Raw genomic sequence first — 14,680 nt, forward strand, 5'->3', positions numbered from 1 at the left:
TCATGATCTGTACGTGACTTAAAATCAGCCAAGATCACGAACCGCCCCAAATAAAATAATAAATCTAAAAAAAACACTATGTTTTAAATGACACTAAAAAGATCAGTTCAGATTATGAAGTGCCCAAGTTAACTCTTGTGGAATCATATGTTGTAAAACAGATTGCAATGCCTCGGCATTATTACCGCTGACATAACATTCAATACGTGCAACATTCTGACCTATTTGGTCACATAATAACTCATTTTTTATTAGAATACGGGCTGTTTGTCGGGCAACTGCCAACCCAGAGTCAACCAGTGTGAATTGGTTATCAAAAAGATGATGAATTGCTTCATTTAAGAAAGGATAATGTGTACAACCGAGTACTAAATAGTCGGCACCCTGCTGAGCAGCAGGCTGTAAAACCTCTTTCAATGCGTTTAAACATACCTCACTCATTTGTTGTCCTGCTTCCACACAAGGAACAAGTTCGAGATTAGTTAACGTCATCACTTTCACACCCGCTGGAATAGCAAACTTCTCGACGACATCTTTAATGAGTTGACCACGAAAAGTAGCAGGTGTCGCCAACACGGCAACTACTTTAGAGCGTGTCTGTAATACGGCAGGTTTTAATGCAGGAACTAACCCAACAATTGGAAAGTGCTCCCCATAATGTTCACGTAAATGGTCAAGGCTAAATGCTGAAGCTGTATTACAAGCAACTACTGCAATTTTGCAACCCTGACGATATAACCAATCAACAGCTCGAGCCGTAAGTTCTCTGATTTCGTCATCAGAACGTGGGCCATAAGGAACATAGGCTGTATCGGCATAATACACAATACGTTCGTTTGGCAAATATCTAGCTATTTCTGCTGCAACTGACATTCCCCCAATTCCCGAATCAAAAATACCAATTGGAGCATCAGCAGATGCGTTAGGCATAGGTTCTAGATCGGTAAATAGAGGTTGTATGGCTGTCATGGCTGTACTGAAGTGTCAGAAAATTTCACTTCCTAAAGCTTAAACCTCAAGTGCCTAATTGCAAGAGCAAATTACCACTTTTTAGCTCTAAAATGGTTTCACCATTATCATTTTCGATGAGTGTTCCATAGTTCACCAAGTGATAGAAAGCCTGGCGTTGAATCAGCGCATTAATTCCAAAACGTACATGTACATAAGGACGTAACTCCCCTGCATATTCACGCATAAAAATTGGATGTTCAGCATCGATCAAAATCACATCTTGATTAGTCGTTGTGAGTTGTAAAAATTGATCACCTGAAATTTCAACTTGATCTACTTGATTGACTAATAAAGGTTCATCTTCAACCTCAATTTCAATTTGTTCTACAGGGGTTTTCAGGTAGAATTTCCCTTCTTCTTTCCATAGGACTCTGGTAAATAGATCTAATAGAGCTTGGCGCTTAATTAATTGACCTTCGTGCCACCATTCTCCATTGGCTTTAACCGTCAAATCCATTTTGCCGCAATGCTTTGGATGCCACTGCTCTAAAGGTGGAATTGACCTTTTGTGACTTTGCTGTACACCTTTTAAGTATTGTGCAATGTTCATTAAGTTTTTATCATCAGATAACGGTATTTTTCCCATATCCGATGGGGAATTATTTTGATTTACCATAGTTTATGCCTTGCTGACGAGAAAATATGACGACTCAGCCAATTGGCTAGATCATGGTTTAAAACTATACTAGCCAAAACGATAAAAGGCACAATAGCATATTTGCGCCTATGGATTAAAACACTCACGGCAGCACCGAATTTCTGAATATGACGGTTGCCACCTTTAAGTATTGAGGAGTCCTACATGGAACACATCGAACGTGAATCGATGGAGTTTGACGTTGTCATCGTAGGTGCAGGACCTGCCGGTCTGTCTGCTGCGATCAAGATCCGTCAATTAGCGATTGAAAATAACTTACCCGATCTTTCTGTTTGTGTAGTTGAAAAAGGCTCTGAAGTAGGTGCGCATATTTTGTCTGGTGCTGTGCTTGAGCCACGTGCCATCAATGAACTTTTCCCGAACTGGAAAGAAGAAGGCGCGCCTCTTAATGTACCAGTCACTGAAGACAAGACATTCTTCTTGCTTTCAGACACCACCTCAAAAGAAGTGCCTCACTGGATGGTTCCTAAAACCATGCATAACGATGGTAACTATGTGATCTCTTTAGGTAACGTGGTTCGCTGGTTAGGACAAAAAGCTGAAGAACTAGAAGTTTCTATCTTCCCTGGCTTTGCTGCATCTGAAGTGCTTTACCATGAAGACGGTACTGTAAAAGGTATTCAAACAGGTGACATGGGTATTGGTAAAGATGGCGAACCAACGCATAACTTTACTCCGGGCTATGAACTTCACGCTAAATACACTCTCTTTGCTGAAGGTTGCCGTGGTCACTTAGGTAAACGCCTAATTGCGAAATACAACCTCGATAAAAATGTTGATCCACAGCACTACGGTATCGGGATTAAAGAGCTTTGGGAAATTGACCCAGCAAAACATAAGCCAGGTTTAGTCATGCACGGTGCTGGCTGGCCGTTGGCTGAAACAGCTTCTTCTGGTGGCTGGTGGTTATACCACGCTGAAAACAACCAAGTTACTTTGGGTATGATTGTGGACTTGTCTTATGAAAATCCACACATGTATCCATTTATGGAAATGCAGCGCTGGAAAACTCACCCACTAATTAAACAGTTTTTAGAAGGTGGTAAGCGTATTTCTTACGGCGCACGTGCTGTAGTGAAAGGTGGTTTCAACTCATTGCCTAAATTAACTTTCCCAGGCGGTTGCTTAATTGGTGATGATGCAGGTTTCTTAAACTTTGCAAAAATCAAAGGCTCACACACTGCTATGAAATCAGGCATGTTATGTGGTGAAGCTGTATTTGAAGCCATTGCTGCTGGTGTGGAAAAAGGTGGTGATCTTGCGATTGCACGTGTTACTGAAGGCGAAGATTTATTCACTAAAGAATTAACTTCATACACTGACAAATTTAACAACAGCTGGTTAAAAGAAGAGCTTTATAGCTCTCGTAACTTTGGCCCAGCAATGCATAAATTTGGTCAGTGGATTGGTGGTGCATTTAACTTTATCGATCAGAATGTCTTTAAAGTGCCATTTACCTTGCATGACTTGAAGCAAGACTTCGCTGCATTGAAAACGGTTGATGCCACTAGCTTTAAGCCAAACTATCCAAAACCAGATGGCAAATTGACTTTTGACCGCTTGTCTTCTGTATTTATTTCAAACACTGTTCATGAAGAAAACCAGCCAGCTCACTTGAAGCTTACGGATCCTTCAATTCCAGTGAATGTGAACTTACCAAAATGGGATGAGCCTGCACAGCGCTACTGCCCTGCTGGTGTTTACGAAATTATGGAAGATAATGATGGCTCTAAACGCTTCCAGATCAACGCAGCGAACTGTGTTCACTGTAAGACCTGTGACATCAAAGACCCATCTCAAAACATCACATGGGTAACGCCAGAAGGCGGCGGTGGTCCTAACTATCCAAATATGTAATATAAAAAAGCCCCGATTATTCGGGGCTTTTTTAATCTAGAAGAACCTTACCCTTTCTGTACTAGATAACGGTATTCTTTATGGTTCTGGTCATCCAGAACTTCTTCTTTGAGCAATAATTCATGCCCTAAATGCATACAAAACTTGGGAATATCCCATGAAGTCGAAGGGTCAGTTGCCAACACTTCAACAACTTCTCCTGATTTTGCCTTACGAATCGCTTGATGCAACATCATGACAGGTTCAGGACAACGTAAACCACGTGTATTAATTTGGACAGTAGGAGAAATTGATTGTTCCGACATGACAAACTCGAACAAATAGAATTTTCATATTTTAGCATAAACACATTACTGACCTGTTAACTGTAACTGGCTTTTACATAACAATATGCGTTTTGTCTTTTAGCTTGTTTTATAGATGCATAAGCATGTTTTCTTCGGTATGATTCAAAGTATTCATTTGATAGATTGAGTCTTTAGGAAAGATCATGCAAGAGGAACCAGGTCCGTCGTGGGGAATGCGCGGCTTACGAAAATGGTTAGGTACAGCACCAGAAACCCGTGATGAATTATTAAAATTAGTCCAAAATTCACGCCGCTTTTTAGAACCAGATACTGTTGCCATGCTTGAAGGTGTTCTTGACCTTCCCGCTACAAAAATTCGTGAAGTCATGACACCACGAACAGCAATGATCAGTTTGCAAGAAGATGATCAGTTACTTGATATTCTTGATGTACTGGTCGAGTCTGCTCACTCACGCTTTCCAGTCTTCTCTTCTGATCAGCCTGATAATGTTGTCGGGATTTTGCTCGCAAAAGATTTGTTGCCGTTTCTCACCGAACCGAATACCAAAGTTGATATTCGAGTTCTTATGCGTCAACCGTTATTTGTTCCAGAAAGTGCGCGTTCAGATCAAGTCCTACGCATGTTGAAACATACTCAGACTCACATTGCCATTGTGATTGATGAATATGGTTCAACAGCAGGTCTTGTTACGCTTGAAGATATTCTTGAAGAAATCGTTGGCGAAATTGAAGATGAACATGACACTGCTGATGAAGATGCACAGTACATTGTTCCTGACAATGACCACACAGTAGCAAATGCATGGATGGTGCAAGCACTTACACCAATCGAACATTTCAATACTGTTTTAGATGCTGATTTTTCTGACGATGAAGTAGAAACTGTCGGCGGTTTATTGCTTCAAGAGATTGGTCTGGTAAGTGATTTACAAGGTCAAACTGTTGAGCTTGGAAATTGGTTATTTACAATCGTTGAAGCAGATGCCCGCACTATTCATCTGATTCGAGCTGTACGTCAATGAGAGCATACTTTGAAAAGCTGTTAGATTCTTCGCAACAACAAAAACAGCTTCCTTTAATTTTTCCTTTACTCATTGCTTTATTTTCAGGTGCCGTATTCAGTTTTTCACTGGCACCTTATTATTGGTGGTGGCTGGCAATTTTATCTCCAGCCCTACTCTATGCATCACTACATAAACGCTCAGCTAAACAAGCATTTGCGATTGGTTGGAGCTATGGCTTCGGCTTATGGTTTGTAGGCGCTTTTTGGCTCTACACTTCAATCCATGTCTATGGTGATACTAATGCGTTTCTAAGCGTTTGTATGATTGCAGTTATGGCCCTTGTGATGGGCTTATTTACCGCGTTTCAGACTTGGGTTTACCGACGTTTCTTCCCTGAAACACCACTGACTTTTGCACCACTCTGGATTGTTTTTGAGTGGGCAAAAACTTGGGTATTTACAGGTTTCCCATGGCTGTTTGTAGGTTACGCTTTTACTGAACGTTTACTCGATGGCTATGCGCCTCTATTCGGTATTTATGCAATTTCCTTCGTTGTCATTGTATTAGCCTGTGCTTTAGTTGAAGTTTTACGTAAGCGTATTTTCTGGGTTATCCCATCTGCCCTATTGGTTTTAGGCGCATGGGGAGCATCATATATACAGTTTGTAAAACCTAAAGCTGCTAAACCACTTAGTGTTTCGCTCATTCAAGGTAATATTCCACAAGATTTAAAATGGTTAACTGAATATCAAGTTAGAACATTAGAAATTTATGCTGGTCTGACTCAATCTGAATGGGGCCGTGACTTAATTGTATGGCCTGAATCATCAATTCCACTCTTCCAAACTGATATTGAACCGTTTTTGGATGCAATGGATGCGCAAGCTAAAAAGAACCACACTGCATGGGTAACCGGAATTCCTTACTGGGATGTGACCAAATCACATGAAGTGGGTAGCCCGCTGTATTACAATAGCATTATGGCTTCTGGCAGTGATGCAAGTGGTTTATATAAAAAGCAGCGCCTTGTTCCATTTGGTGAATATATTCCACTATCAGGTTTACTCTCTTGGGTATTACCGGCCATGCAAAATGATATTAGCATGAGCGGTTTTTCACGTGGCGAGAGTAACCAGAAACCACTCATGATTAAAGGACATGCGCTTGCTGCTGCAATTTGTTATGAAGTGGCTTATCCGAACCTTACCCGACGTAATGCAAAAGACAGCGACTTTTTAGTGACTGTATCTAATGACGCTTGGTTTACAGGTACTGCTGGGCCATGGCAACACTTACAAATGGTGCAGATGCGTGCTAAAGAAAATGGTCGCTGGTTTATTCGTGCAACCAACACAGGCGTAACAGCGTTTATTGATCAAAATGGACATATCACTGAACAAGCACCGCTCGATAAAGAGTTCGTTTTGAGAGGTGATTTACCTGCCATGCAAGGTCAAACCCTTTACAACCGCTTAGGTGATTATCCAGTGTTAGGATTTGCAGTATTACTGCTGATTTTAGGTTGGGTGTATCGTCCACGTAAAGTTGACGTTTCTTTTAAATCCCGCCGCTAATTTATAATAACTTTGTTCCCAGAGGTACTTCAAACTCTGGGATACAAAGCGCAACATCCCCATCTGCATTGTGAAATCCTGTCACCAAACATTCCGACTGGATAGGCCCTATTTGTTTTTTAGGGAAATTCACTACAGCAACCACTAACTTGCCAATCAAATCATGTGGCTGATAGAGCTTGGTAATCTGTGCACTTGATTTACGCACACCCAATTCTTCACCAAAATCGACATGCAAAATATAGGCAGGTTTTCGTGCTTTTTCGAAAACTTCAGCTTCAATAATTTTACCAACACGAAGTTCTACCTTTAAAAAATCATTCCACTCGATTTGTTCCATTTACTTTTTCTCATGTTCTTAATTATCTGATTTGAAGCATATAATATGTACAAATAAAGAAACACCCTGTTTTTAAGTCCAGTTAAAAAATAAAACGTAGATGTTTAGTCTACGTTTTATCTAAAAATTTGGTTTTAAAATATCATTAAAAAGCGATAGATAGTTCCAAAGATAAATAAGCAACTAGGCTTGATAAAAAGACCATTGGTACATAGCGATAAGCTTTAAAAAGCCATTGCTCATATTGAGTAGAGATTTGTTTAGCTTGCCAGACACTCGCTTTCAATGCTGTAAAGAAGCTTACCATCAACCATGCACTCACAATACTTAATGCAAAGAAGCCAATCATAATTTGACTACTTCCCTCAGTACTCAGCCATAGCTTTAAAAAAACTTCAGCAATCGGCAATAAACCCAAAATCAATAGGACAGACTTGAGCATTACCCAATGAAACTGAGTCAGTTCATCTAATATGAGAAATGCTTTCATTTAATCTCTCCTTTTAATTGAATAAAGTGCTTTTTATTTATTATGCAAAGCTTTCATTTAAATATATAGCTTATTTTTCTCTACATTTTAACTTTCTTGTAACTATTAAATATGGGAATAATTCTTATTATAACTCTCAAATATCATTATTAATTTTAATTTATATTTTTCATATATTTATTATATTTTTATGATTGAGAGAGATTATCAATTCGAATTTATCGGTTTATCTTTTTAACTGAATTGATAATCTCTATTATATTTTTAATTAAGGCTGATAATAAATATCCGCATCATTACCCTCACCACCATCTTTGCCATCTGCTCCAAATGAATACAAATCAAAAGCGCGACCATCTGCCCCAGGAATGACATATTGAATATCATTTTTCCAACTGTCTTTAGGATAACCACCTTTTACATAGCCACCCGGCATCCAGTTTTTTGCTGTTGCAGGTTGATTAACTAAAGCATCTAACCCACCTTCTTGCATGGTTGGGAAATGGCCATTATCTAGTTTGTACTGATCTAAAGCACCTGCCACACCTTTTAATGTAATTTGGGTGGTATCAATTTTAGCTTTTTCACTACGCCCCATGACATTGGGTACGATTAACGCTGCTAACACGCCTAAAATTACAATCACGACCATGACTTCAATGAGGGTAAAGCCTGAGGCCCGTTTCATTCGAGCACCGCTCGAACGTGCCACAAGTCCAAAAGCTACGCTTGAGGAGCTGTCATTTAATACAGAGCTATGCTCGGAATGACACGTTGGCTCAAACTGATTTGAAACCGCAGATTCACTAGGTTGTTCCATCGCTGTTTCGCTTTGAATATTTTTTACTTTCATCATTATCTCTAATATCAAAGTTATTAAATCATATTGTTCATATTTACGATTGGTAGCATAACCGCGATTACAATAACCAGTACAATGCTTGCCATTAGAACCAGCATAAGTGGTTCAAGTAATGCCAGTAAGGTTGAAATAAATGTTGTAACCTCACGGTCTTGCATGGTCGATGCACGTTCTAACATGCGGTCCAGTTCGCCTGATGCCTCTCCACTTCGAATCATTTGTACCATCATTGGTGGGAAATAACCACTGCGCTCAAGCTGTGTACCCAAGTTACCACCTTCGGTAACACGCTCAGCTGCATGGGCAATTGAATCGCGGATGACCCAATTGCTGGTCACTGCTGCACCAATCTTTAAGGCATCGACCAAAGGTACGCCTGAACGCGTCAAAATAGATAAAGTACTGGCAAATCGTGCTGAATTAATACCACGTGACAGTTTACCGAATAATGGCAATTTGAGTGTTAATCGATCAAAAGCATAATGCCCAGCAGTCGTTTTTAAAAATCGTACGAATGCGAAAATTCCCACAACTGCAAAAATAATAATAAACACCCAAGCATGACGGATAAAATCACTGGCTTTCATTAAAGCAACTGTAATCCACGGCAAGGCATCTTTGCTTTGGTCGAATGTTTTTACAATCTCTGGCACAACATAAGTCATTAAGCCCATCACAATACCAAAAGACATCAGCATTAAAATGATGGGGTAAATCATGGCGCCCTGAACTTTCTTTTGCATGGCAAAACGGTTTTCGGTGTAATCAGAGAGCTGATCTAAAATCAGATCTAAATGCCCAGAACGCTCACCTGCTGCGACCGTTGCAATATAAAGGTCAGGAAAACGACCAGATTGCTGCATGCCTTGTGCCAGTGAATGCCCTTCTAAAACACGAGAACGGACAGATAATAAAAGGTTTTGCACATGCGGCTTTTCACTTTGCCTACTCACCGCACGTAAAGCTTCTTCTAGAGGGATTGCGGCTGCAACCAAAACAGAAAGTTGTCTGGTCATGAGTGCCAAATCATAAGCACTGAACTTTTTTTGGAATAATCCCTGACTCTGATGTTTATCTTTTTGTTCAACCGGGTCAACGCTAATTGGTGTCCATGCTTTATCGCGTAATTGTTGACGAATCTGGCGTGCTGAATCTCCTTCAAGCACTCCTTTTTGCTGCTTCCCTGAAGCATCAATGGCAGTAAATTGATATGCAGGCATGGTAATGTTCTAATTTTCCAAAAATAATAGTCGCTGCTGTTGCATCTATGCTACGCAATCATTCATATTCGTTCTATAGCCTGTGTAGAATACCCAAGTCCTCTTCACGACGCTATGCCGTTTTTTAAAATTGACGAAATGAGCCTCTATGACCATAACGCCAAAGCCTGATTCAGTTGTTTATCGAGTGCGTGTAGCCGTACCTGTGCATCTGTACGACACTTTTGACTATACACTCACCGAAGCACAATATGAACGGGCTCACGTCGGCTCACGCGTCGCCATTTCATTTGGACGGCAAAACCTGATTGGTATCATTACTGAAAAAGTAAATCCACATAAGCCATTTACAGGAAAATTTCAGCTTAAAGCCATTTCTGAACTTTTAGATGAACAGCCTATTTTAGATGAACAAGTTTTAAGTTTGTTGACATGGTCCGCACAATATTACCAATTTCCAATTGGCGAGGTCATGCAAACCGCTCTTCCGGCCATATTGCGTCAGGGCAAACCGATGGATGTTTTGTTCCATCTCTGGAAAATTATTCCTTGTGACAATGTTGAAGCCCTGCTAAAGCGCTCTGTTAAGCAACAAGATGCGTATCAAATTTTAAAGTTACACCCTTCCGGAACGACAGAGAATATTCTCAATTTAAGTGGGGTAGAAACAGCTACCCTTAAAGCACTTCAAAAGAAAGGGCTGGTAGACTGTACGCTTGAACCACACGACTTTAGCCCAGCACCTGTTCAATTGGCACAAATGCCACTCACACTCAATGAAGACCAAAAGCAAGCAACCCAACATGTCATAAATGCGCAGCATCAATACCAAGCTTTTTTGTTAGATGGTTTAACAGGAAGTGGTAAAACCGAAGTTTATCTGCACATCATGCACGAAGTGCTAAAGCAAGGTAAACAAGTACTGGTACTAGTCCCTGAAATTGGTTTAACCCCTCAAACCATTTCTCGTTTTAAGTCTCGTTTTAATTGTGACATTGCTTTATTACATTCAGGCTTAAATGATTCCAAACGCTTACAAGCATGGCAACAGGCACAGACTGGCAAAGCGTCTATTATTTTAGGTACACGCTCAGCCATCTATACGCCACTGCCGCGTTTGGGCCTCATCATTTTAGATGAAGAGCATGATCTATCTTATAAACAGCAAGAAGGTTTCCGTTACCATGCGCGTGATGTCGCACTGTACCGTGGTCACTTGCAAAATTGCCCTGTTATTTTAGGCTCGGCAACACCCAGTATTGATAGTTATTATTTGGTTGAAACTGGCAAATTAACTGCACTGCAACTCAACAAACGTGCTGGACATGCACTTTTGCCTAAAATGCATTTAATAGACCTTAAAATTGTCAAAAAGCAACATGGGATTAGCCAACCTCTTATTGAACAAATCAAACATACATTAGCTAGAAAAGAACAGGTTTTAATCTTTTTAAACCGTCGTGGCTATGCACCTGTACTGGTCTGTGAAAGCTGTGGATGGCAAGCCAATTGTCCACATTGTGATGCGCACTTTACTTTGCACACTCAGCCTTATTCTTATTTACATTGTCACCACTGTGGAACTATTCATCGCTTACCGGATCATTGCCCTGAATGTCAGCAAAAAAGCTTAAAAACTTTGGGTGCAGGAACAGCTAAAGTCGAAGAACATTTACAAGAACTATTTCCAGAACATGATGTGATTCGGGTCGATCGTGACAGTACCAGTCGTGTCGGAAGCTGGCAAAAAATCTATGACCGTATTCATCAAAACAAACCAACAATTTTACTCGGCACTCAAATGTTGGCAAAAGGTCACCATTTCCCACATGTCACCTTAGTTGCCATTTTAGATATTGATGCAGGCTTACTCAGTGTAGACATCCGTGCGCCAGAGCGAACCGCACAGCTGATTGTGCAAGTGGCTGGCCGTGCAGGTCGTGGTGAACACAAAGGCCATGTTTATTTACAAACCTTAAGACCTGATCATCCATTACTCACCACACTCATCGAAAAAGATTATCGCGCGGTTGCCAAACAAACGCTGGCTGAACGTAAAGTTGCTTTGCTGCCGCCTTATCGCTATGCAGTACTAATACGGGCAGAGTCTAAAGATCGTGACTATACCTTACATTTCTTAAATGAAGCTGCCGAACAACTTCGTCAAGTCGCTGGTGAAATTGTTGATATTTGGGGACCTATTCCAGCGCCGATGGAACGTAAAGCGGGACGCTATCGTGCCCATATGGTGATTTTATCTGCTGACCGTGCTCGCCTACATTTTTACTTAAGACAATGGTGGTCTCAATTGGTTCAGGCACCAAGACTGCATCAACTCAGGCTATCAATTGATGTCGATCCGCAAGAATTTAATTAGATGATTTGAATATCATGGTGTGAAGAAGCCTTTTTGGCTTTACACTTAAAAGAGACTAATACATTCGAGGCAATGGATGTCATTCCTACTGCAAGCAACTATCTTTCTTGGAGCTTCTCTGATTTTAGTCCCTCTTGGCAAACGCCTAGGGATAGCAACAGTTTTAGGCTATTTATTTACAGGGATGCTTCTTGGTCCTAGTGTTTTAAATATTGCTCATGACCCTGAAGCCATTATGGAACTTGCCGAATTCGGTGTCATTTTATTGATGTTCCTGATTGGTTTAGAGTTAAGGCCACAACGTTTATGGGAAATGCGCGATTCCATTTTTGTGATGGGAAGTCTGCAAGTCCTCATTAGCGGTGGCGTTCTTATGCTGATCGTACTCTTATTATTTCAACAGCAGCTTTCTGTCAGCTTTGTCATTGGTTTTGCGCTCGCCCTGTCTTCTACCGCTTTTGTATTACAGCTTTTGACTGAGAAACAACAACTCAGCACGACCTATGGTCAGCAGTCTTTTTCAATTTTGCTCTTTCAAGATATAGCGGCTATTCCATTACTTGCGATTATTCCACTACTGGCAGGCACAGAGTCAACCCATCATGGGATCGCTTATTTTGCGGCTATTATTGCAACCTTTACGGGTTTGTTTCTGTTTAGTCGTTATGTAATGCGTCCGTTTTTCCGTTTTGTTGCCAAAAGTGGAGCGACTGAGCTTATTACAGCAGTAGGATTATTTATTATTCTTGCTGTTGTCTTGCTCATGGATACTTTAGGAATTAGCACAACATTAGGTGCTTTCCTCACAGGCGTATTATTAGCAGATTCAGAATTTCGTCACGAGGTTGAAGCGAGTATTGCACCGTTTAAAGGTCTCCTGCTTGGCTTATTCTTTATGACCGTGGGCATGACCACCCAGTTGTCACTACTCATTGAAATGCCGTTGCTTATTATTGGGGGAGCAGTCGGTTTATTGCTTATCAAAACACTGATATTGACTGCCATTGCTCGCTATAAAAAATATAGTTGGAACAATAGTTTGCTTTTGGGCACTTGCTTGGCACAAGGCGGAGAATTTGCTTTTGTAATTTTGAGTCTTGCAAAAAGTGAGAAGATTTTAACTCAAGCTCTATTAGAGCCAGTGACTCTTATTGTGACGTTGTCGATGGTACTTACCCCAGTGATTTACTGGATTATGGCAACCAAAGTCATTCCTCTGTTTAATAAAGAACGTCCACCTGAGTACGATGAAATTCCTCAGCAGGATAACCCGATTATCATTGCTGGTTTTGGTCGTTTTGGACAAATCATCGCGCGTATTGCCCGCTTACAACACTTAGGCTTTACTGCAATCGATAACAATCTTCATCAAGTCGACTTTGTTCGACGCTATGGCGGTAAGCTCTATTATGGCGATGTGACCCAACCCGATTTACTGCGTTCTGCGGGTATTGAAAAAGCCAAAGTATTTATTTTAGCGATTGATGATGTTGAAGACTCCATGAATGTAGCACGTCATCTTAGATTAAATTATCCACACTTAAAGCTGTTGGCTCGTGCTCGTGACCGCCATCATGTACATCTTTTAAGAGATTTAGGAGTTGAATATATTTGGCGTGAGACGTATTTATCTTCATTAGGCATGGCTTATCGTGCCTTGCGAGAACTCGGCATTTCTGATGAACAAGCCTATAACAATATCGAAATCTTTCGGGATTATGATGAGAAATTGCTCATACAGCAGCAAAGTATTTATACTGATGAACAGAAGATCTTTGAAACACATCGTAATGCCTTAGCCGAACTTGAACATTTGTTTGAAAGTGATGCGCAGCAACAGGCCACTTCAAAGCATGATGTGAATTTAAAGCGTCATTTACAGCCAAATCGTATCGACATTACACGAGATCATCTGGAATAACTTGAGATTTCAAAAAATGGCTATATTAAGGACTTATTCACATTGCCTAAATAATTGGACAATGGGCATCAATAAGCTGCCCCTGTCCGGCTTGCGGCTTCGCTGCATTCCCTAAGCTTGATTAAAACGAAATAGTTATACTCTGCTTAGGGCCCTGGAGAATATTATGTCTGATTTACGCCAACGCTTTTATATTGAGAACTTTCCAGTTCGTGGGGAAGTAGTTCATCTAGAAGAAGCACTACAAACTATCTTAGCTCAACGTGACTACATGCCTGCGGTTAAAATTCTGCTAGGGGAAATGTTGAGTGCGACTGCATTACTTGCAAGTACACTAAAAATCAAAGGCCGTATCAGCTTGCAAATCCAGGCTAGCGGCACCTTTAAGTGGGCAATGGCTGAATGTAATCATTTAGGTGAAGTTCGTGCTCTAGCTGATTACGAAACAGACCCACGCTTCATTGAAGCAACAGATAGTAGTACGGTTCTTGGCGCTTTAGTTAATCCAGTTTTATTTATTAATATTGAACCGGAATTTGGCGAGCGTTACCAAGGGATCGTGCCGCTTGATCAAGTGACTTTAGCAGGTTGCTTGATGCAGTATTACGATTTGTCTGCACAAATTCCAACTCGCATTGTGTTGGCAAGTACAGATAAGCGTTCTGGTGGTTTACTCATTCAGCTTTTACCACGTCATGATGAAGAAGAGCAAAACTTGGTTGATGAAGATTTATGGCCACGTTTGACGATGTTAACCGAAACATTAAAAGCTGAAGAGCTTACCAACTTAGATGCAAACGAAATCTTATATCGTTTATATAACGAAGAAGAAGTTCGTTTACCAGAAATTGAAGCATTAAAATTTGGCTGTACATGTTCAAAAGAACGTTGTGCAAATGCGCTGATTCAAATCGGTGTAGATGCTGTTCATGAAACACTAGAAGAACAGAACCCGATTCGTATGGACTGTCAGTTCTGTAATACACAATACACTTTTACCGCTGAAGAAGCCTTAGCGTTATTTGGTGAACATTTAAGTTAATTTTTTTAACTTTATA

Annotated in this window: 13 protein-coding genes; 6 read left to right on the forward strand and 7 right to left on the reverse strand. The window is 40.6% G+C overall.

The genetic code is table 11. From position 1 onward, the window contains the following. Positions 1-102 precede the first annotated feature (102 nt). Together murI and OD757_RS13980 are read right to left on the reverse strand one after the other, a co-directional pair. The gene (murI, locus tag OD757_RS13975) at positions 103-969 is read right to left on the reverse strand and encodes a glutamate racemase (RefSeq protein ID WP_263032245.1); all 867 of its coding nucleotides are present in this window, start codon (positions 967-969) and stop codon (positions 103-105) included. A 46-nt stretch (positions 970-1,015) separates the two neighbouring features. Beyond that, on the reverse strand, positions 1,016-1,627 hold the full coding sequence (locus OD757_RS13980; RefSeq protein WP_263032246.1) for a DUF1285 domain-containing protein: 612 nt from the start codon (positions 1,625-1,627) through the stop codon (positions 1,016-1,018). Between the two features lie 186 nt (positions 1,628-1,813). Between OD757_RS13980 and OD757_RS13985 the strand changes: the two genes are divergently transcribed. Beyond that, the gene (locus tag OD757_RS13985) at positions 1,814-3,526 is read left to right on the forward strand and encodes an electron transfer flavoprotein-ubiquinone oxidoreductase (RefSeq protein WP_263032247.1); all 1,713 of its coding nucleotides are present in this window, start codon (positions 1,814-1,816) and stop codon (positions 3,524-3,526) included. 47 nt (positions 3,527-3,573) lie between these two features. Here OD757_RS13985 and tusA read toward each other — a convergent pair whose 3' ends face one another. Then, a complete protein-coding gene (tusA, locus tag OD757_RS13990; RefSeq protein ID WP_263032248.1) occupies positions 3,574-3,831 on the reverse strand; it encodes a sulfurtransferase TusA in 258 nt (85 codons plus the stop codon). A gap of 185 nt (positions 3,832-4,016) precedes the next feature. On the opposite strand from tusA, the gene OD757_RS13995 reads away from it, so the two are divergent. Together OD757_RS13995 and lnt are read left to right on the forward strand one after the other, a co-directional pair. Further along, complete coding sequence (locus OD757_RS13995; protein ID WP_009393056.1) at positions 4,017-4,856, forward strand: HlyC/CorC family transporter; 840 nt, start codon at positions 4,017-4,019, stop codon at positions 4,854-4,856. Then, positions 4,853-6,412, forward strand: a complete 1,560-nt coding sequence (gene lnt, locus OD757_RS14000) for an apolipoprotein N-acyltransferase (RefSeq protein WP_263032249.1) — start codon at positions 4,853-4,855, stop codon at positions 6,410-6,412. Before OD757_RS13995 ends, lnt begins: the two co-directional genes overlap by 4 nt. 1 nt (position 6,413) lies before the next feature. On the opposite strand, the gene OD757_RS14005 is transcribed toward lnt, so the two are convergent. The 4 genes from OD757_RS14005 to gspF form a co-directional block, all read right to left on the reverse strand. Next, positions 6,414-6,752: a tRNA-binding protein gene (locus OD757_RS14005; protein WP_263032250.1), complete on the reverse strand. Its 339-nt coding sequence runs from the start codon at positions 6,750-6,752 to the stop codon at positions 6,414-6,416. A 145-nt stretch (positions 6,753-6,897) separates the two neighbouring features. Continuing rightward, positions 6,898-7,242 (reverse strand): hypothetical protein, encoded by a 345-nt coding sequence (locus tag OD757_RS14010; RefSeq protein ID WP_009393060.1) that lies wholly within the window; start codon positions 7,240-7,242, stop codon positions 6,898-6,900. A 268-nt stretch (positions 7,243-7,510) separates the two neighbouring features. Continuing rightward, a complete protein-coding gene (gene gspG / locus OD757_RS14015) occupies positions 7,511-8,095 on the reverse strand; it encodes a type II secretion system major pseudopilin GspG (RefSeq protein WP_263032251.1) in 585 nt (194 codons plus the stop codon). A 23-nt stretch (positions 8,096-8,118) separates the two neighbouring features. Then, a complete protein-coding gene (gene gspF, locus OD757_RS14020) occupies positions 8,119-9,324 on the reverse strand; it encodes a type II secretion system inner membrane protein GspF (RefSeq protein WP_263032252.1) in 1,206 nt (401 codons plus the stop codon). 148 nt (positions 9,325-9,472) lie between these two features. On the opposite strand from gspF, the gene OD757_RS14025 reads away from it, so the two are divergent. The 3 genes from OD757_RS14025 (at position 9,473) to hslO (ending at position 14,664) form a co-directional block, all read left to right on the forward strand. Further along, entirely contained in the window at positions 9,473-11,701 is a 2,229-nt protein-coding gene (locus tag OD757_RS14025) for a primosomal protein N' (RefSeq protein WP_263032253.1), read from the forward strand. Positions 11,702-11,777: 76 nt separating this feature from the next. After that, positions 11,778-13,622 (forward strand): monovalent cation:proton antiporter-2 (CPA2) family protein, encoded by a 1,845-nt coding sequence (locus OD757_RS14030; RefSeq protein ID WP_263032254.1) that lies wholly within the window; start codon positions 11,778-11,780, stop codon positions 13,620-13,622. A gap of 166 nt (positions 13,623-13,788) precedes the next feature. Continuing rightward, complete coding sequence (gene hslO / locus OD757_RS14035; RefSeq protein WP_009393077.1) at positions 13,789-14,664, forward strand: Hsp33 family molecular chaperone HslO; 876 nt, start codon at positions 13,789-13,791, stop codon at positions 14,662-14,664. The last annotated feature ends 16 nt before the right edge of the window (positions 14,665-14,680 follow it).

This window comes from Acinetobacter sp. AYS6 (genome assembly GCF_025630795.1).
Taxonomy (GTDB): Bacteria; Pseudomonadota; Gammaproteobacteria; order Pseudomonadales; family Moraxellaceae; genus Acinetobacter.